The sequence below is a fragment of the Dethiosulfovibrio peptidovorans genome (assembly GCA_002748665.1).
Classification (GTDB): Bacteria; Synergistota; Synergistia; order Synergistales; family Dethiosulfovibrionaceae; genus Dethiosulfovibrio; species Dethiosulfovibrio peptidovorans_A.
This window is the reverse complement of record PDTB01000016.1, coordinates 20,603-39,431: the sequence shown is the minus strand read 5'-3', so window position 1 is coordinate 39,431 and position 18,829 is coordinate 20,603. Positions and strand designations below refer to the sequence as shown.

General features: G+C 56.3%; 18 protein-coding genes. 9 read left to right on the top strand and 9 right to left on the bottom strand.

The window, feature by feature from the left end:
* Positions 1-19: 19 nt before the first annotated feature.
* A complete protein-coding gene (locus tag CSA35_02775; GenBank protein ID PIE55028.1) occupies positions 20-514 on the top strand; it encodes a rubrerythrin in 495 nt (164 codons plus the stop codon).
* Between the two features lie 378 nt (positions 515-892).
* Positions 893-1,948 carry an L-asparaginase 1 gene (locus CSA35_02770; GenBank protein PIE55107.1) on the top strand — a complete coding sequence of 352 codons (1,056 nt, stop codon included), beginning with the start codon at positions 893-895 and terminating at the stop codon, positions 1,946-1,948.
* Here CSA35_02770 and CSA35_02765 read toward each other — a convergent pair.
* Positions 1,896-2,894 (bottom strand): glucokinase, encoded by a 999-nt coding sequence (locus tag CSA35_02765; protein PIE55027.1) that lies wholly within the window; start codon positions 2,892-2,894, stop codon positions 1,896-1,898. The genes CSA35_02770 and CSA35_02765 overlap by 53 nt on opposite strands.
* A 159-nt stretch (positions 2,895-3,053) precedes the next feature.
* Between CSA35_02765 and CSA35_02760 the strand changes: the two genes are divergently transcribed.
* From CSA35_02760 to CSA35_02735, 6 genes are all read left to right on the top strand, one after another.
* Positions 3,054-3,575 (top strand): nitroreductase family protein, encoded by a 522-nt coding sequence (locus CSA35_02760; GenBank protein PIE55026.1) that lies wholly within the window; start codon positions 3,054-3,056, stop codon positions 3,573-3,575.
* Between the two features lie 21 nt (positions 3,576-3,596).
* Positions 3,597-4,406 (top strand): FdhC protein, encoded by an 810-nt coding sequence (locus CSA35_02755; GenBank protein PIE55025.1) that lies wholly within the window; start codon positions 3,597-3,599, stop codon positions 4,404-4,406.
* A 480-nt stretch (positions 4,407-4,886) separates the two neighbouring features.
* A complete protein-coding gene (locus tag CSA35_02750) occupies positions 4,887-7,331 on the top strand; it encodes a DNA gyrase subunit A (protein PIE55024.1) in 2,445 nt (814 codons plus the stop codon).
* Positions 7,328-7,975, top strand: coding sequence for a phosphatidylserine decarboxylase family protein (locus tag CSA35_02745; protein PIE55023.1), 648 nt, complete (start codon positions 7,328-7,330; stop codon positions 7,973-7,975). The genes CSA35_02750 and CSA35_02745 overlap by 4 nt, the downstream gene beginning before the upstream one ends.
* Complete coding sequence (gene pssA / locus CSA35_02740) at positions 7,944-8,684, top strand: CDP-diacylglycerol--serine O-phosphatidyltransferase (protein PIE55022.1); 741 nt, start codon at positions 7,944-7,946, stop codon at positions 8,682-8,684. Before CSA35_02745 ends, pssA begins: the two co-directional genes overlap by 32 nt.
* Positions 8,685-8,688: 4 nt before the next feature.
* Positions 8,689-9,516, top strand: a complete 828-nt coding sequence (locus CSA35_02735) for an alpha/beta hydrolase (protein ID PIE55021.1) — start codon at positions 8,689-8,691, stop codon at positions 9,514-9,516.
* On the opposite strand, the gene CSA35_02730 is transcribed toward CSA35_02735, so the two are convergent.
* Positions 9,480-10,262 (bottom strand): prepilin peptidase, encoded by a 783-nt coding sequence (locus CSA35_02730; GenBank protein ID PIE55020.1) that lies wholly within the window; start codon positions 10,260-10,262, stop codon positions 9,480-9,482. The two genes, CSA35_02735 and CSA35_02730, sit on opposite strands and share 37 nt — an antisense overlap.
* A 187-nt stretch (positions 10,263-10,449) precedes the next feature.
* On the opposite strand from CSA35_02730, the gene mce reads away from it, so the two are divergent.
* Positions 10,450-10,854 carry a methylmalonyl-CoA epimerase gene (mce, locus tag CSA35_02725; protein ID PIE55019.1) on the top strand — a complete coding sequence of 135 codons (405 nt, stop codon included), beginning with the start codon at positions 10,450-10,452 and terminating at the stop codon, positions 10,852-10,854.
* A gap of 60 nt (positions 10,855-10,914) precedes the next feature.
* On the opposite strand, the gene CSA35_02720 is transcribed toward mce, so the two are convergent.
* The 7 genes from CSA35_02720 to CSA35_02690 all read right to left on the bottom strand — a co-directional run bounded on the left by CSA35_02720 (position 10,915) and on the right by CSA35_02690 (position 18,700).
* Positions 10,915-11,508: a nitroreductase gene (locus tag CSA35_02720; GenBank protein ID PIE55018.1), complete on the bottom strand. Its 594-nt coding sequence runs from the start codon at positions 11,506-11,508 to the stop codon at positions 10,915-10,917.
* Positions 11,509-11,578: 70 nt separating this feature from the next.
* Positions 11,579-12,949 (bottom strand): tRNA uridine-5-carboxymethylaminomethyl(34) synthesis GTPase MnmE, encoded by a 1,371-nt coding sequence (locus CSA35_02715; protein ID PIE55017.1) that lies wholly within the window; start codon positions 12,947-12,949, stop codon positions 11,579-11,581.
* 63 nt (positions 12,950-13,012) lie between these two features.
* Positions 13,013-14,230, bottom strand: coding sequence for an aminotransferase (locus CSA35_02710; protein ID PIE55016.1), 1,218 nt, complete (start codon positions 14,228-14,230; stop codon positions 13,013-13,015).
* 270 nt (positions 14,231-14,500) lie between these two features.
* A complete protein-coding gene (locus tag CSA35_02705) occupies positions 14,501-15,712 on the bottom strand; it encodes an aminotransferase (protein PIE55106.1) in 1,212 nt (403 codons plus the stop codon).
* Positions 15,713-15,961: 249 nt separating this feature from the next.
* On the bottom strand, positions 15,962-16,132 hold the full coding sequence (locus CSA35_02700) for a ferredoxin (protein PIE55015.1): 171 nt from the start codon (positions 16,130-16,132) through the stop codon (positions 15,962-15,964).
* Between the two features lie 123 nt (positions 16,133-16,255).
* Positions 16,256-17,650: an FAD-dependent oxidoreductase gene (locus CSA35_02695; protein ID PIE55014.1), complete on the bottom strand. Its 1,395-nt coding sequence runs from the start codon at positions 17,648-17,650 to the stop codon at positions 16,256-16,258.
* Between the two features lie 27 nt (positions 17,651-17,677).
* A complete protein-coding gene (locus CSA35_02690; GenBank protein PIE55105.1) occupies positions 17,678-18,700 on the bottom strand; it encodes a TIGR00303 family protein in 1,023 nt (340 codons plus the stop codon).
* Positions 18,701-18,829: the final 129 nt, after the last annotated feature.

Genomic DNA, 18,829 nt, shown 5'->3' with positions numbered 1-18,829 from the left:
TCTGGAAGGGGGAATGGGCATGAGCAAGACCATGGCTGATCTGAGTGAGGCTTTTGCCGGTGAATCTCAGGCGAACAGGAAATACCTTTTCTATGCCGAGGTGGCCGACAAAGAGGGGTTCCAGTCGGTTGCCAGGTTGTTTCGCGCTGCCGCCGCAGCCGAAACCATCCATGCCAAGATGCACTATCGGAACATGGGGAAAATCGGCTCGACGGAGGCAAACCTGAAAGACGCTATCCAAGGGGAAACCTACGAGTTCACCGAGATGTACCCCGAATTTATCGCCAACGCTAAGGCTGAAGGGGAAAAACGGGCCTTGACGGGGTTCAACCTGGCCAATCAGGTCGAGAAGGTCCACGCCGATCTGTATAAGAGGGCTCTGGAGCATCTGTCGGAAAAGCGTTCGGTTGACTACTACCTTTGCACTGTCTGTGGCCACATCGAGGAGGGAAACGCCCCGGAGAGATGTCCGGTGTGCGGCGCCCCCTCCAGGGTGTATCAGTTGGTGGCGTAGGGCCGGATTGACAGTTGCTAACGAGCCTGGACCTATCGGTCAGGGCTCGTCATTCGTCCTCTACACGTCCCATTGGCTCTGGATTCTTTGGGGGCACCTTTAAAAACCCACATCCGAGTCTCCCAGCCTCAGGTTGTTCCGTCAGAGCCCTGTCTCACCCAAACGTATTTTCGATCTGCATGCTCCGTACCGTCGCCTCGAAGGGGACCTCCTGTGCCCTCCCGGCTTGGGACGATGTCCTGTCCGTACCAGTCGATACTTCACAACGGCAGGTCAAAAATACGAACCTCGGATGAGCTCTGTCGAAACGACCTGAGGCGAGTTTATGAGTTTTTAGAGGTTCCCTTAGGAGAGATGTACGATGAAAGGCGGGATTGCATGCAGCGACTGGCGGTTATCTTTACAGGAGGAACCATCGTCAGTGCCTTGGGTGCTGAGGGACGGACCGGTCCCGATCAGCGCGCCTCCCAGGAGGTTCACGAGCTTGTGGAGGGGATTTTCCAGGATCAGGATGTGGTCGTCGTTTCTCGGGAACCCTGGGGCGTTCCGGGGCTCGATAGTTCTGAACTCACGCCGGTTCACTGGGTGGAGCTTGCCAGGACGGTTGCCTTTGAGCTTCGTGAAGGAGCGACGGGTGTCCTGATTCTTCACGGAACGGACACCATGGCCTACACCTCGGCGTGGCTCAGCCTGTGTTTCCCTCAGCTGAATGTCCCGGTTGTTCTCACGGGGAGTCAGCTCACTTTAGATTTCATGCCCGAGGACGTGACGGTGAATCTCCGGGGCGCTGCTCAGGTGGTCTGTGCAGATGTCCCCGGCGTTTGGATCTACTGCAACTGGAAGCTCATTCCAGGAGATCGGGCTCACAAGGCCCACTCCCAGTATCCCGATGCGTACACGGCGGTCAACGGCCAGCCGCTGTATTTTAACCCTGAGTGGGGACGAAGAGGGCAGGGGCTTTCGATCAGAAAGCCTGGGTCTATGGAGTTGTCTCATTTCTCAAAACGAGCGATAAACACCGATCTCCAAAAGGTTCAGGAGATCGTTCGGGGGGTGGGGTGGGTCTTTTGTGCGCCAGGCGTCGTCCCGTCGCTTCGAGGGGATGAACGGATCCTTGCAGTTGTTGGCTATGGTTTGGGGAACTGTCACAGCGGGGTTCTTCAGGAGCTCCGTACGGTGTTTGCCAATGCCCCCAAGCCCCACGTCGTTGCCTGCAGCCAAGCCGAAGGGGGGATGAAAAACCCTGGTGGCTATGCCGATGTGGGGTTGGCGTCTCTGGCGGCGTCGGGTTTTCCTGTGTGGGGGCAGATGAACTATCCTCTGGAGTTCATCCACGCCTTGGGGTGCTACGCTCTGCTGGCCTCTCCCGAAGCACCGGGATTCATCCTCTCCCGGTTTCTTCGCGAATGGGGAGCAGAGAGGCTGCACCTATAACAGGGCCGTCGCCACCCAGCTGGGAAAGCAGCAGCGGAGGGCCTGGGCGAAAGGCGGTTGCCAGACGAACCTCCACCAGAGGAGCCAGTTCATCCATCAGGTTGGGGAGTCTGGCCAGGCCGCCGGAGAACACGATGGCCTGGGGGTCCAGGAGATGCACCGCTGAGATCACCGTGCATGCCAGAGCCTCCAAAGATCGGTCCCAAAAGAGGCGGTGCCTCGGTTCTTTTCGTTTCTTCCAGAGAGCTGGCACCGATTGTACCCCGGTCTCGACGCATCGTCGATCGAATCTGTCGGCGGAGAAGAGTGTCTCGCTGTGTCCCATGCCGCCGCAGTTGCAAGGTTCTTGATGGAGGAGTCCCAGGTGTCCCAACTCTCCTGCCAGGCCTCGCCTACCCCGTAGGACCGAGCCACCGGAGACCACAGCTCCACCGATGCCCGTGCCCAGGGTTATCATGACGAAATCGGTCATTCCCTGGCCTTCGCCGGCCACGAGTTCCCCCAGGGCTGCGCATTTGGCGTCGTTGTCGAGCACCACGGGCACTTTCAGGCGATCTTCCAGAAGGTGAGCCAGGGGAAGGTTATCCCAGCGGGGGAGGTTCGTCAGTCGGACGACTGACCGTCGGTCCAGAGACAGCATCCCCGGCAATCCGATCCCCACGGATAGGAGCTCGTCGATGTTCAGAGAGCGGACGAGCCTGACGATGGCCCGGATCACCGTATCGGGTGTTCGAGATGATGGCGTTGGTTCTTGAGCTGACGACGTGACAGTCCCATCGACGACTGCTCCGACGTTAATCTTGTGGCCTCCCAGGTCGACCCCGATCCGTACAGCGGTCTCTCCCTGTCGATGTTGGCCGAGAGGGGGCTGGTTGTTGTCTCTGTCAATAGAAACGGGTGCCTCGTCGAGGTTCGGGTGGGCGAGGGAATGGTCGGTCTCTCTCATGAGTGCGCCTCCTGTACGATTGGGTCAGTGTTCCCGGGGGTCTGTACTGTTGAGGGTATAATGAAATACAACAACCCAGTAAATGATAAATGGTCTTCTCCGCTTTGGCAATTTGGGCCAGATGCGGGGGATATACCAGAAAAGAAGGAGGAATGTAGGATGGGCGGTAACGAGGTGATTCGGGTCCTTCTAGGGCGCAGGAGTATTCGTCGGTATGTGGACAAACCGGTGGAGGACGATAAGATTGATCTCTTGGTACGGTGCGCAGCGGCAGCGCCCAGTGCGGCCAATGGCCGTCCTGCCCACTTTGTGGTGATCACAGATCGGGGGCTTCTGGATCGGTTGGCGGAGGCTCATCCCTACGGCAAGATGTTGGCCAAGGCTCCTCTCGCTTTTGCGATCTGTGCCGTTGAGCCCGAGATCGCGCTGGCCAAACCCTATTGGGAGCAGGATTGTGCCGCTGCCATGGAGAATCTACTGATCGCCGCTCAGGGCCTGGGCCTGGGAGCTGTGTGGCTTGGGGTATGTCATATGCCCGACCGGGGGACGACGATCAAAGAACTTCTTCACGTTCCTGAGGATGTCCCTGTTATGGGCTTGGCGGCGATAGGGTATCCTGACGAGGTGAAGGATCCCCATAACGACGTCCCGAGGGAACGGCTGCACCGGAATCGATGGTAAAATCGTGAGGGGCCAAATGCCATGAGAAGACCGAGAGAGATCGCCCGTTTGAGCTGCACCTCGGCCGAGGCCAAGATTGCCTGGACTGTTCCTCAGATGCTTATCCTGGGTGGGCTGGCCGGAGCCTATATAGCTTTTGGCGGCTGGGCAATGACGGTTGTCACCTTTGACGTGCCTATCGTAGGCGTGGCGAAACTCCTCGGAGGAACGGTTTTTGCCATCGGACTTCTCCTGGTGGTCTTGGCCGGGGGCGAGCTTTTCACGGGTAACTGTGTCATGCCGTTGGCCGTCATGGCAGGGCGCATTTCAATGAAGGACGTGTTACGGAACTGGTGCTGGGTCTACCTGGCGAATCTTATCGGTACGGTGGTCGTAGCCCTTCTTTTGTATAACTCGGGGCTTTGGCACGGGGCTATCGGTGCTAAAGCGCTTACGATTGCCTCGAAAAAAATGGGGCTGGGGTGGTTCCAGGCTTTTTTCAGGGGTATTTTATGTAACTGGCTCGTCGTTTTGGCCGTGTGGCTTTCAATGTCAGCGGAGAACGTGGTAGGCAAGATATGGGCTATTTATTTCCCCATTATGGTCTTTGTTGCCTCGGGGTTTGAACACTCTATCGCCAACATGTATTTCATGACGATGGGACTTCTTCTTAAAGGGCATTCAGAGGTCGTGGCCCTGGCGGCGTTGCCCGACGGAGGGCTTGGGGTCGTGAGTATCTGGGGATTTGTCAATAACCTCATCCCGGTTACCCTGGGGAATGTCCTGGGTGGTGTGCTTTTTGTGGCCGTTCTCTATTTTGGGGTCTTCAAGGATAGCCTTATCGACCAATAAGGAGAAATAGAGTAACCTCTCCCCACAGGGGGAAAGATGGACACGGTTCAAGCGAGGGAGCAGCCTCCCATTTGAGGTTGCTCCTGTTTGTATATGCAATGTTATCGGGCGGTTAATATAAAAGTCTGCATCCGAGCCTCCCAGCCTCAAATCGCTTCGCCAGAACCCTGTCTCGTCCCAACGTATTTTTGACCTGCCTGCTCCTACCGTAGCCTCGAAGGGTACCTCCTGTGCCCTCTCGGCCTGGGACGACGTCCGCCTCGTCCCAGTTGATACTTCACGACGGCAGGTCAAAAATACGAACCTCGAATGGGCTCTGTCGAAACGACCTGAGGCGAGTTTCTGAGTTTTTAGAGGTCCCCATATATGCTTTTGGCTGAAGCGTCCCTTCCGACCTTGGCGTGGTACAATAAACCGGTGCGGCAGAGCCTACGCCGCCGACGCCAGGGGCTTTCTCGGTCCCTCTCGGAGGTCTCATACATGGAAGAACAAACCCTTTTTGGGAAGATCATTCATCATCCTCTTGTGGAGGAAATCAAGCACAGCTATCTGGACTACGCCATGAGTGTCATAGTAGGACGGGCTCTGCCTGACGCCCGTGACGGCCTGAAGCCTGTCCAGCGACGGATTTTGTATGCTATGCAGGATCTCGGGCTTCGACATAACCAGTCTTATAAGAAATCGGCTCGTGTCGTCGGCGAGACCATGGGTAAATACCACCCTCACGGGGATTCGGCGATCTACGAGACCATGGTTCGTATGGCTCAGGATTTCAGCATGCGCTATACCTTGGTCGATGGTCAAGGGAACTACGGTTCCATCGATGGCGACAGTGCCGCTGCCATGCGGTATACCGAGGCCCGGCTCCAGGAGTTGGGCGAGTTTATGCTTCGTGATATCGACGAGGATACCGTGGATTGGGGACCGAATTTCGATGAGTCTCTCCAGGAGCCTCTGGTCCTCCCGGCTCAAGTGCCCAATCTGCTTATCAACGGCAGCACGGGGATCGCCGTCGGTATGGCCACCAATATGCCTCCCCATAACCTTCGGGAAGTAGTGGACGCCCTGTGCTACTTGGTGGAGACAGGGGAGGACGCTGAATTTGGCGAACTTCTGGCTCGGCTTCCCGGCCCCGATTTCCCGACGGGAGGCAAGATCCTCGGCCGAGATGGCATCATCGACGCCTACCGAACTGGGCGGGGACGGCTGGTTGTTCAGGGACAGGTTCATGTTGAGGAGGGGAAACGAGGCAAGAGTCACGTGGTGATCACCGAGATCCCCTACATGGTGAATAAAACCACACTCATTGAAACCATCGCTGCGGGGGTCCAGAACAAGACCATCGATGGGGTCACTGACATCAGAGACGAGTCTGACCGTCGTGGCCTTCGGGTGGTTTTGGAAGTCTCCCGTGACGTGGACGCCGAGTTGGTCATTCGTCAGCTCTACCGTCGAAGCCAGCTCCAGAGCACCTTTGGGGTGATCAATCTGGCGTTGGTGGACAACCGGCCAGTGGAGATGGGGCTGGTTCAGATGCTCTCGGTGTTTCTGGATCATCGTCGACTGGTGGTTCGGCGGCGGACGTCCTTCCGGCTTGCCAAGGCCGAGGCTCGGGCCCATATCGTGGAAGGGCTGGTTAAAGCTCTGGACGTGATCGACCAGGTTATCGCTGTCGTTCGAGGGTCCCAGACGGCGGCCATTGCCAAAGAGCGGCTTGTGACCGAGCTGGCGTTCTCCGAACTTCAGGCTCAGGCGATCTTAGACATGAGACTTCAAAGGCTCACCGGCCTGGAACGTCAGAAGCTGGACGAGGAACTGGCGGGTCTCCTGGCCGATATCGAACGATTCCGCTCCATACTGGACAATCCGACTGTTCTGGATCAGGTGATTGTGGATGAGCTCACGGCCCTCAGGGGGAAGTACGGCGATGATCGTCGGACCAAAATTCTGGACTCTGTCGGAGGCGATTGTTCAGACGAGGACCTGATCCCCAGAGAGGATATAGTTGTCATGCTCTCCCAGGATGGCTATATCAGACGGGTTCCTCTGGAGGCCTATTCCCTTCAGGGACGAGGCGGCAAGGGACGTCGAGGGGCTCGGCTTCGGGAGGAAGACCAGGTCTCCCTCATGGACGTGGGATCTACCCACGACGATATCTACTTGTTCACCAGCAAGGGACGGGTGTTCGCCATTAAGGGGCATGTCATCTCCGAGAGCCGTTCCGGTAAGGGAAAGCTTATTGGGAAGTATATCTCGCTCGAAGCCAACGAGACTGTAGTGAACATGAAGGCCCATCTGGACGCCGAGACGAGCTTCCTTTTCTTTGTAACCAGACGGGGCATTGCCAAGCGTCTTCCCTCGTCTGAGCTTGAGAATCTGACCAGAGCCGGACGTCGGGTTGTCAGTGTTGATGAGGGTGACGAGATCGCCCAGATTCGAACTACCTCTGGACAGGACGAGCTCCTGTTGGTCTCGGCTATGGGACAGGCTCTCAGGGTTGCCGAGGACGAATTCCGGGCCATGGGCCGTACTGCTCGAGGCGTCAAAGCCATGAGGCTTAAGAGCGGCGATCGGATCATCAGTTGTGAAGTGCTGATGAAGGGTAGATGTCCCTTGTTGGTAAGTGAGACGGGTATCGGTAAACGTACCCAGTTCGACGAGTTCACGCCCCATCATCGGGGTGGTGGTGGTATGAGAGTCATGACGATCAACTCGCGAACGGGGTTGCTGGCCTCGGCCACGTCTGTAACCGAGGATGACGAGGTCGTGATCATGACCGCTAGGGGGCGGATGGTCCGGGTGGCTGCCCGGGAGATTCGTATTTTGAGTCGGACGGCCGCTGGGGCTATAGTTGTCCGGCTGGATCCCGGAGACTCAGTTGTCGAGCTGAGCGTCGTCCAGATAGACCGGGAGTCTGAGGAATGAACATCTCCGCTGAAGGCTGGCCGTCCATTATCTTTACTGGGGCGTTGGCCTCCTTTGGGTGGGCCTTTTGCCCCTCGTCGACTCTGATTTTGGTCCCCCTGGTTCTCTTGGTTCTGTGGTTTTACCGGGATCCCGATCGCCATCCTCTGTGTGGTCCCGACGGTTGGGTGGCCCCCGCTGACGGAAAGGTCGTGGAGATCGTCCCACTGGACCATCCATATACAGGGCCAGCGGTGAAGGTGGGGATTTTTATGAATCCATTGAGTGTCCACGTGAACCGGGTGCCTCGGGGCGGGGTGGTCGAGTATCTGGAGTACGTTCCCGGGAAAAAATGGATGGCCTGTGCTCCCAAGGCATCCAAGGTGAACGAGCGGTTCTATCTGGGGCTCTCCACCGATTTTGGGCGGACACTGGTCGTTCAGATAGCTGGTCTGCTGGCCCGGCGAATTGTGTGCCGGAGCAGAAAAGGGCAGCCGTACGCCACAGGAGAGCGCTTTGGCATGATCAAGCTGGGCTCCAAAGTCGATGTCTATCTTCCTCGGGGTGTGCAGTTGCGAGTGACCCTTGGTCAAAGGGTGTATGCTGGTCGAACCTGTATAGGAGTGAGTTGTCATGAAAAGACGAATTCGATTGAAGAGGCGTGAGTTTCATTGGCGGTCATACATCCCCAACATGATCACCAGCGGTAATTTGCTGTGCGGTATGTTGTCCCTCATCCTCACGATGAAGGGGCAGGTAATTCCATCAGCCTGGTTGATCGCCTTTGCCGTGTTTTTCGACTTTATGGACGGGAAGGTGGCCCGGATGCTGGGCGTGAGCAGCGCTTTCGGTGTTGAGTTCGACAGTTTGGGCGACGTGGTCAGTTTTGGTGTGGCTCCGGCTCTCCTGATCTATAGGTCAAGTCTCTCAGCTATGCCTGGCGTGGCTGGAGCTCTGGTCGCGGTGTTCTTCGCCCTATGCGGTGCTTTGCGGTTAGCCCGGTTTAACGTGATCCATGTTCCCGGTCCATTCCAGGGGGTACCTATTCCCGCAGGGGGGCTTTTTCTGGTCTCCTGGATTATAGCAGGGATCACATTGCCTCCTCTGGTTATGGCTGCTCTTGCTGTCCTGACCGGTGGGCTCATGATCTCCTCGGTGCCTTACGGAAACCTGAAAGGGATCAAGAAGGGATCGGTGAACCGGCTCCGACTTCTGAGCCTCAAAATCCTGGTCCTTGCAGCCGTGGTCATCCTGCGGGAACGAGCCCTTTTGGCTCTCATATCAATTTACATGGTCAGTGGGCTTCTTCGGTTTGACTGGGAGCATTGGCTCTCGCTGGCCGAGGATGAAGCGGCGGAGGTCGACGGAAAATAACCCCATGAACGTCACGATAACCTCCGCTATTGGGTGTTTCGGAGATCGAACGGTTCCTCTGTCCGTTCTTGACGTTCCGGGGTCCTCGTTGGTGGTTTGTCTCCTTCACGGAGTTCACGGGGTGGCGTCTCTGGAGCAGGGCAATAAATACGGCGTGCTGGCCCGACTTTTAGTTCGGCTTGGCGTGTCGGTCTGTGTTGTCGAGACCAGCAGGCTCCGGCGGGATCGGGAGGTCTTTACCGATCGGGATCGGTGGGCCTGGAGTGCTTTTGAGGGCAAGACCTACGCCCAGGAATTGTTCGACTCAGTCTCGGGTATCGCCCAAGTCTCCGCCCTCTTCCCCCCAAAAAAACTCTGTCTCTGGGGGTTTTCCTTGGGGGGACTGAACGCTCTCATGGTGGCGGGAAGACGGAGTGCCGACGTCATAGGCGGAGAGTTTTCACCGATTGCTGAGGTCTCCCAAGATCGTATCTGTGGGATTGTCGTATCGGGAAGCGGCGACTCATTGCGCTCCGGGGCTGATTTGGGCCAACATTCCCTGCCTATTTTGGACTCAATGTGTTCAGTGAATATTCTGTATGATGCATGCCGGGGTATATCGGCTCAGTGGCTCCGGTTCTTTTATGGTTCCCTGGACGAGACCTTCGATGAGGCATCGTGCCGGCGGCTTTTTGACCTCATTCCCGTGGACGATCGAGCTTTTACGGTCCTTCCCGATGTGGATCACGCCTTTAGAAGGCTAGGCGGTATGCCGTCGATCAGGCCCCTGGAATACATGGTTCGGAATCTGCAGCCTCAGCTCCAGGGCCATCCGGGAGCTTGTCCCCAGTAGTCGAGGATATTGGGTCCCCATAGAAGGGTACACAGAACCCCTGCGGCCAGAAAAGGCGCAAGAACGACGGCGTCCTTTCTGGCTGCTTTTTTTGTGATCAGGAGCCCCACGGCTGAGACTCCGCCGATCATGAACCCCAGATAGGTCGCTAAAAGTCCCATTTTCCACCCCAGCAGTGCTCCGGCTCCGGCCATCAGAGTGGCGTCTCCCCACCCCATGCCGCCTCTGCTGAGGACTATGATGACAGCGATCACGGATGCGGCAGCCAGAGCTCCCAAACCCCCGTCCACCAGGGCACCCCATCCTCCAACGAGACGAACGAGCAGGCCGACTCCTCCCACCGACGCGGCCAGGGAATCATAGATGTATCCCGATTCGAGGTCCGTCAAAGCGTTGAGCATCATAAGCCAACCTCCCAGGATGGCGATCCCTCCGGATATGCTCAGTCCCCAACGCCAGAGAGCTGCTGCTGCCCACAGGCCGTAGACGAGTTCGACCAAGGGGTAGCGAAGGGGGATCGGAGCTTTGCAGGTACGGCATCGGCCCCGAAGGATCACCCACGACAGGATGGGAATCAGATCGATAGTGGAGAGGGTTCGTCCGCAGCTTCGGCAACACGACCGTTCTTTACCCCACCAGGGACGTTCGAGCACGGTACGAAGAGCGATAACGTTGAAAAACGATCCCGCCACAGCACCGAAGAGAAAACCTAGGCATACGAGTGTCACGGAGAAGTTCACGAACAAGCACCCTTTCTCGATTGAGAGATTGAGGAATATAGTGTACGTATATCCCGATTTTGCAATGATAGCCGGAGGAGATGGAGTTGTACAGGCTTTATGCGCATTCCCGTTGACGTTGACCTTTTGAAGTCCCTGCTCTGTTTCTGATCTGATACAATTCTCTTATATTCGGGAAGGGGGACTTATAGAGATGAACCTACAGGTTGTGGATCATATCGGTATCGCTGTACAGAGTATCGAAGAATCACTGAAATTCTGGGAGGGGACCTTGGGTGTCCAGTGTCACGGTGTCGAGGAGGTGGCCGAGCAGAAGGTCAAGACCGCTTTCTTGCCCATCAAGGACACGGAGATTGAACTTCTGGAGGGGACCTCCGATGAGAGTCCCGTGGCCAAGTTCATCGCAAAAAAAGGAGAGGGCATCCACCATCTGGCTCTCAGGGTGGAGAACCTGGAGGCCTCCTTGGCCGAGCTTAAGGAAAAAGGGGTACGTCTTATCGATGAGAAGCCCAGAATTGGGGCTGGGGGGGCGAAAATTGCCTTTGTCCACCCCAAGTCGAGCGGCGGTATTCTGTTGGAGCTTTGCGAGAGGGACTGACCCAAACGATACACGAAAGCCGGATACACTGTTGGGGTGTGTCCGGCTTTTGTTTTTTGGTCAAACACCTCGGTTATCTCCCCATGTCCGGCGGTAGGTAAACTCATAAACCGCTTTTCTCTCTCTTGGGGCTATCTCAACTTCCTGGAGATCCGCATCAAGAGAAGCAAGATCCCCAGGATATCCCAGGGCAATAGCCGTCGACGGGCGATGGCCTTTAGGGATGGAGTAAAGCTCCACGATCCTTTCGCTGTCGAAACCCGCCATGGGATGGGCGAACAATCCCTTGGATGTGGCCTCCAGAATGAGATTCCCCACAGCCATGCCCACATCTTGCCACGCCCATGGGTTGGGCCGTCCGCTACTGGAAAACTCCGTGACGACAGCGAGGATGAGAACCGGAGCTTCTTTTGCCCACCGGATATTGCCCGGAAGCAGACAGCTCAGAAGGTTCTTAAACTCGTCGGGATCATCCTTTATGGCGTAGATGAAGCTCCATGGCTGTTCGTTAAAACACGACGGGGCCCAACGCGCAGCTTCAAAGAGGGACAGGACGATCTCTTTTCCCGGAACTCGGGGAGAAAAGGCTCTTGGGCTCCATCGTCTGACCAGGACGTCGTTTATGGGGTAATTCGTTCGAGCTTTTTTTTCCACAGCACACCCTCCTCCTCCACAGAAATATCATAGCGTCAAAGGAAGTGGGGGTCAAATTATATGATCTCGTTTATTTCCCGACGCAAAATTGCGAGAAAACGACATCCAACAGGGCCTCGTCGTCCTGCAAGCCTAAAATTCGTTCGAGGCAGCTTCGAGCCTCAGTGAGAGCCTGGGCCGCTAAGGATTGGTCTCCCATGGTGGATATGACATCTCGCCCCTCGGCCAAGGCTTGAATAGCTGCTCGAATTTCGCCGACCTGTCGTGATGTGACGTTGAGGCTGGCGTCCAGCGTTCCGATCTTGGCCGCCAAGTCTACTATAGCCTCCTTGATCTCATCCAGTCCATGTCGTTCCTGAGCGGAGATCCGAAAAACCCAGGAGTCGGGAGCCAGAGCCGTCAGAGCCGTTTCGTCCAAGCTGTTGGGCAGATCCGATTTGTTAATCGCCACGAGGTGCGGGCGATCCGAGAGGCTGGCAATCATGGAACGGTCGATCCCCTCGAGGGGTTTGCTGCCGTCCAGGATCCACAGAACTACGTCCGATTTCTCGATGGCTTTTGACGTCCGTTGGATGCCTATAGCTTCCACCTCGTCGGAAGGGGATTCCCGAAGTCCGGCGGTGTCCATAAGCCGCAGGGGGATACCCCGGTGGGTGATCACTTCTTCAATGACGTCCCGGGTTGTTCCCGGGACTGACGTAACGATGGCTCTGCTTTCTTGGAGAAGGGCGTTGAGAAGGGAGGATTTGCCCACGTTAGGACGACCGATAAGAGCGACCTTGATTCCCTCTCGGAGAAGACATCCGGTGGTGCATCGGTCCAGGAGGTCCCTCAAATCCTGGATCAGTGTCTCTATTCGGCTTGCTGCGTCCTCCTCGGCGATATAGGGTATGTCCTCCTCGGGGAAGTCTATGCCTACCTCTAGTTCGGCCGAGAGGAGAAGCAGCTCGTCGTAGAGTTCCCTGATTCGTTGGGACAGCTCGCCTTGAAGAGTCCGGCTGGCGGCTCGAAGGGCCTCGTTGCTTCTGGCCTGGATAATCCCGTTGACTGCCTCAGCCTGAGCCAGATCCAGACGACCGTTCTCGTAGGCCCGTCGGGTGAATTCACCTGGAGCAGCGTGGCGACACCCGCCTTGAATACATCGCTCCAGACATCGTTGGGCAACGAGACTTCCTCCGTGGCAGTGGATTTCCACCAGGTCCTCACCGGTGAAGCTTTTGGGCGAGACGAAGAGGACGAGCAGGACCTCATCGATTGGAGTTCCCGACTCGTCCAGTAAAATCCCGTTGTTCATGAACCGAGGGCGCAGTTGGTCGAAGGGAGTCACCGTTCGTACCGTAGCCCGTGCTATATCCTGACAGTCCGGTCCCGAGATACGGATGATTGAGATGCCAGCGTCTCCCCAGGCTGTTGAGATGGCGGCAATGGTGTCTCCAAACATGGTTTGGGCCTCCTCGTGGTGGATGGGATCGCCCTTATTGTAGCCCAGAGGAGGCTCCAAAAGCTATACCCTTTCGGCGAGAAGCTCTCTCATGGCCTCTCCCAGGAGGTGAGTTCCTCGGTCGGTCTCTTCTGCGGAGGCGAAGGTGAAACACATACGAAAACTGTTCTTGCCGCCACCGTTGGGGAAGAAGGCGTCTCCACAGACGAAGGCCACGTTTTTCGTCATAGCTCTCCGGAAAAGCTCCTGGGCCGAGATGTTGGGAGTGGTCACCCAGTAAAAAAAGCCTCCCTGAGGTGTGACGTATCGTGTCTCGTCCAGGGGGAGATGCTTCTTAAATGCCTCTTCCATGATATCGCGCTTGATCCGGTAGTGGTCCACGATCTTCGGCAAAAAAGCATCCAGTTTTCCCGACTGACAGTAGCTATAGACGAGGGCCTGGGCGACCACGCTGGTGCAGGTATCTACTCCCTGTTTGTGGACGGTCATGGCCCGGATGAGCTTTTGGGGACCAACGGCCCAACCTACCCGGGTTCCCGGAGCCAGGATCTTGGAAAAGGATCCAGCGTAGAGGACCAACCCCACTCTATCCAGGGAATAGAGGGTGGGCAGATTGTCCCCCTCAAATCTGACGCAGCCGTACGGATCGTCCTCCAGGATCAGGAGTCCATACCTCTTGGCGATATCCACCAGCAGCTTTCGGCGCTCCAGAGATAAGGTACATCCCAGAGGGTTGTGGAAGTTCGGAATGGTGTAGATGTACTTGACCCGTTTCCCGTCGGCCTTGGCCTGGTCCAACAGCTCAGGGAGAGCCTCCACTACCATGCCGTCCTGGTCGCACGGGACGGTGATGAAGTTGGCGCCCTGGTTGTACATGCTGATGGTATTCCCCGGGAAAGAGGCCTCTTCGCAGACGATCCAGTCGCCTCGATCGACGAGGGTGCGGGTGAGCAGATCGGCTGCCTGAAGGGAACCCGACGTGATCAGGAGCTCCTCTTGATTCGGCTCTCGTCCCATCTTTGGGGCACTCCATCTGATCAGGAAGTCCCGAAGAGGTTCGTATCCCTCGGTGACGCCGTACTGAAGGATCTCCCTGCCCTCTGCCAGAAGGATGTCTGTTCCCTGATGAAATTGCTTGATGGGGAAGATGTCAGGGTCTGGCATCCCCCCAGCGAAGGAGATCATCCCGGGCTTGCGGACCAGATGGAAGACCTCGCGGATCGGCGATGGCTTGATCCCTAGGGTTGATTGATTAAACAAAGATTGGACGATGTCGGACATGGTGTACTCCCTCCTTGATGACGTGTTCGTTGTTGCTGATGGACACCTCCTGTGCCCTCTCGACTTGGGACGACGTCCGCCTCGCTCCAGTCGATACTTCACGATGGCAGGTCACGAACCTCGAATGGGCTCCGTCGAAACGACCTGAGGCGAGTTTCTGAATTTTTAGGGGTTCCCTGATGCTGTCATATCGAAAAGGTCTGCCTGAAACAGGCAGACCCTCAATTTTGCAGTCAATTGTAGCGCGTTCGGTCGAAGTTCGCCAGGTTTTTATCCCTTCATCTCTTCAATGGCCTCACCGAGGCGACGGACGCCCTCGTCGATGACATCGGGTTGGACAAACGTGAAGTTGAGCCGAGCTTTGTTGACTCCAGCACCTTCTTCCACGCAAAAGGGTGTTCCCACCACAAAGGCCACTTTCTTGTCTACAGCCCGTTTGAACAGGTCATGGCAATCGATGCCCGGCATGTCAAGCCAGAAGAAAAACCCACCCTCGGGCTTAACCCAGGTGATACCGTGGGGAGCCAGGTATTTCTTGAGGCATGCCTCCATGGTGTCTCTCTTGGGACGGTAGTTAGCGATGATATTTGGCAGATGCTCGGACAGATACCCCTTTTTACAGTACTCGTAGACAAGAGACTGACAGATGGGACTGGAGCACAGGTCAGCGGCCTGCTTGAAGATCACCAGTTTCCTGATAATTTTCCGGTCTCCGGTAACCCAGCCGATCCGGGCACCGGGTGCTAGGATCTTGGAGAAAGAACCAGCATACACGGTGCCGCCCTGATCGTCGAATGAGAAAATAGACGGAAGGTGCTCTCCCTCGTAGCGAACGTATCCGTAGGGATCGTCCTCAAAGATGGGAACGTTGAGTTTGTGGGAGATCTCCACTAATTTCTTGCGACGTGCCAGGCTCATAGTGGCCCCGCCAGGGTTGTGGAAGTTGACGATGGTGTAGATGAACTTAACGTGTTTACCCTCGCTCCGGGCTTTTTCGATAGCTTCGGGAATGAGATCCACGTTCATTCCGCTCTCGTCGGTAGGGATTCCCACGAACTGAGCCCCGTGGTTGTAGAAGGTCGTGAGGGCGGCAAGGTACGAGGGGTTCTCGGTGATGACAACGTCGCCTTTATCGATCATAGAGGAGGCAAAAAGCTCTAGGGCCTGCTGAGAGCCGGTGGTGAGCAGCATCTCATCCAGGGCCACAGTACGTCCCATGCGCTCGGCTGTGAAGGATGCCAGAAACTCCTTAAGAGGGGGGTATCCCTCGGTGGTCCCGTACTGGAGCAGATTTTTGCCGTGGTCCTTAAGAACGTGGGCTCCCTCGTAGAACTTGTCGACGGGGAAGACCTCCGGGGCCGGCATGCCGCCGGCAAAGGAAATCATGCCCGGTTGTTTGATGACCGAGAGCATCTCTCGAACCGGGGATGGTCGAACGTGCTTCGCCGTGTAACTGAAGTTGGAATCCCAAAGAGTACTCATCAGAAGGTCGCCTCCCTTTCCAATGTCTTTGACCACCTTTGGGAGGGTGCCTCAGGCACAGGCACGTATCCTCCCCTTTCAATGCGCTTGTTTTAACTTTGAAAAACCTTCTCTTTTCTCCCGTATTATACCTCTTTCTTTAAAAGGAAGATATGACTTTAAATTTAGACTTCGTGAGGACGAGAAACGCCCGACCTCCACTGTTTGAGGTCGGGCGTTTTCTCTCCCCTTGTACTTGTCAAGACGGTTTTACAGTGAGATTGCCTCCACCGGGCAGGTAGAGACGCAGGCGCCGCACTCGACGCACGTAGCCTCATCCACGGTAGCCTTGCCCTCAGACATGGCTATTGCCTCCACCGGACAGGCACTGACGCAGCTCTCACAACCAACGCAAGTATCTTTGTTTACTTTCGCAGACATATTGTCTTCCCCCTCAATAATGTTTTTCATACTGCTGATATGGATCACTATACACTGAACGGGAAGAAAATGCAACTGTTTTAGAAGTGTAACTTAGCGTAAAAAACATAAAACTAAGTATATTTAATCTAACTCTGTTAGACGCCTTAGAGCAGAGCGAGCGGCGACGACACCGCTGGCAGCGGCTTGAATGATGCCGCGGCTGATTCCGGCACCGTCACCGGCCATGAATAGGTTGTGCACTAAGGGAGTTCCCAGGGATTCCTCAAGCTGTACCCGAAGGGAGTAGAGTTTTATCTCCACTCCGTAGAGAAGGGTGTCGTTTTGGTTGACCCCAGGCATGATTGTGTTCAGAGCATCCAGGAACTCGACGATAGCGATCATGTGTCGATGGGGCAGGACGAGGCTCAGGTCTCCAGGTTCAGCCGAACCTGTCTGTTCGATCATGCCCCGTTGGATTCGAGAGGCTGTAGATCGCCGCCCATCCCGGAGGTCTCCCAGGCGCTGGACCAGGATGCCACCACCAGCCAGCATGTTAGCCAGGCGGGCGATATGGGTGGCGTAGCCTATAGGGTCCTGAAAAGGGTGGGTGAAGTTCTTTGTGACCAGGATAGAAAAATTGGTGTTGTCCGATTTGGTGTTTTTCAGGCTGTGGCCGTTGACCGTCACCAGATTGTGTCCCTTGTTGTATTCCGAGACCACGAATCCCGAGGGGTTCATGCAGAAGGTTCGACATCGATCATCGAAGGTCGGGGTGTTATAGAGACACTTGACCTCGTAGAAGTGCTCGGTCAGGTCCTGGCAGACGCTATCGGGGACCTCAACCCGAACGCCGATATCCACAGGCATGGAGGCGATGGGGAGCTCTAAACGACGCACGATGGCCTCAAGCCAGGACGCTCCGTCCCTGCCTGGGGTAGCGATGACCACCGAAGCGTCGTATCTCGTTCCATCTGAGAGGATGACGCCCTTGGCCTGCCCGTTCTCCACAACGATATCCTCGACGACGGTGTCCAGAAGAATATCACATCGATCTTTCAGGGTTTTGTACATATTGTCCAAAACCTCTCGAGAGGCATCGGTTCCGATATGGCGAATCCTGGCAGGGAGAATCTTGAGTCCGACCGATGCCGCTCGTCGGATGGTGTCCTTAACCACGGGCCCAGAGGGCTCGTAATAGTTGGGATCTGCACCGTGGCGCACGAAAGCGGCATCCACCGAGTTGATGAGCTCTACCAGGGCTGAGCGCCCGATGTATTCCTCCAGGTTGCCACCGAACCCGGTGGTGAGAGTGAGTTTACCGTCGGAAGCAGCTCCGGCGCCTCCCCATCCTGAGACTATGCTGCACGATGGGCAGCTGATGCAGCTGGTTACTTTCTGAGCGATGATGGGGCATTCGCGTTGTTTGATGAGTTTCCCCTTGTCGATGATCAATACTTTTCGGCTGGCCTCGGTGAGTTCCAGCGCGGCAAATATGCCGGCTGGCCCCGATCCGACGATGATGACGTCGTATATCATGATATACTCCCCCTTCTCTCAAGGGTATTATATCGTGCGTGATGTCGGTGTGCCTTTGAGATATGTCTCCGCCATGGCGGAATAGATGAGCTCGGTTCGGCGGATTACGGCGTATACGGAGACCCCCAGGTGCTGAGCGTACCAGACGGCTCCTCCAGCTCCAACGCCCTCCTTCACGTAGCCCTGTTCATAGCCTCGAAGTCCTGGCCATGCTGATTGGCGAAAATCCAGAGGTGCCGACCAGGGATGAACGTCAACGTCCCGAGCGATTCCGTCGAAATCAGCGCTGACGTCTCTGTGTACGTAGCAGGTCGTCGCTACGGTCAGGGGCCTGTCGCAGCCTTCATGTCGAAGGATCGCTGCGACGGCGAGCATCTGGGTTCCTCCGGCCAAGACGACCTGAATACCCTTGGGGGCTCCGGCGGCCAGCCCTGCCGCCAGCGGCTGCATAGGATCACCAAGCTGGGAGACGCTCTCCAGACCCCGGCCGGCCATGATCCCGGTACTCCATCCCAGACGATCGAATGCCTGGGCTGTAATACGTTGCTTGATTTCTTTGGGGTTATCTGGCCCGGAGGACGATACGGCCCCGGAATATCCCAAGGCCTCCAGAACCAACGCCGCTGTTGTGGTCCCCCCCGGAACCGATTCAGCGATGACGAGAGGTTCTTGGTCTGACGAGAGATCCTCAGCAAGTTCTTGTCCTCGGATGAACAGCTCGTGAGCTTGAGGGACCGCTGGTTCCCGAGTGGGGTCCTTTCCGGGGAAAGCTCCTGTGTCGATATACGGAGCTTGGGGGGGTATGATGGTTCCTGCTCGAAGTATAGACAGGGGAAAATGAGCCTCCAGATAGGCGGCTCGAGTGATGATCGCTGGGGTTGGGTGTCCTTGAGGATCCAGCGGGATATGACCGATAACTCGAGGTTTGCCCCACCAGAGCAGGTCAGCGTCAGTGGGAGCTGTGTAGGGTAGGGTTTCCAGATCGGCCCCTGCGGCCGAGAGCCCTGGGATGGTACTGAGCTCTGTGGAGCCTACGATAAGGACGAACATGTATACCATTCCTTTCCCCAGGGAAAAACGAGTTTGTAGCTCGAAAGCCAAGCCCTGAAGATGGTATCATATTCACCTACTGGCAGGTGTTTTTTGCTCGTGTCACATTGGAGACTATGAAGGAGTTGA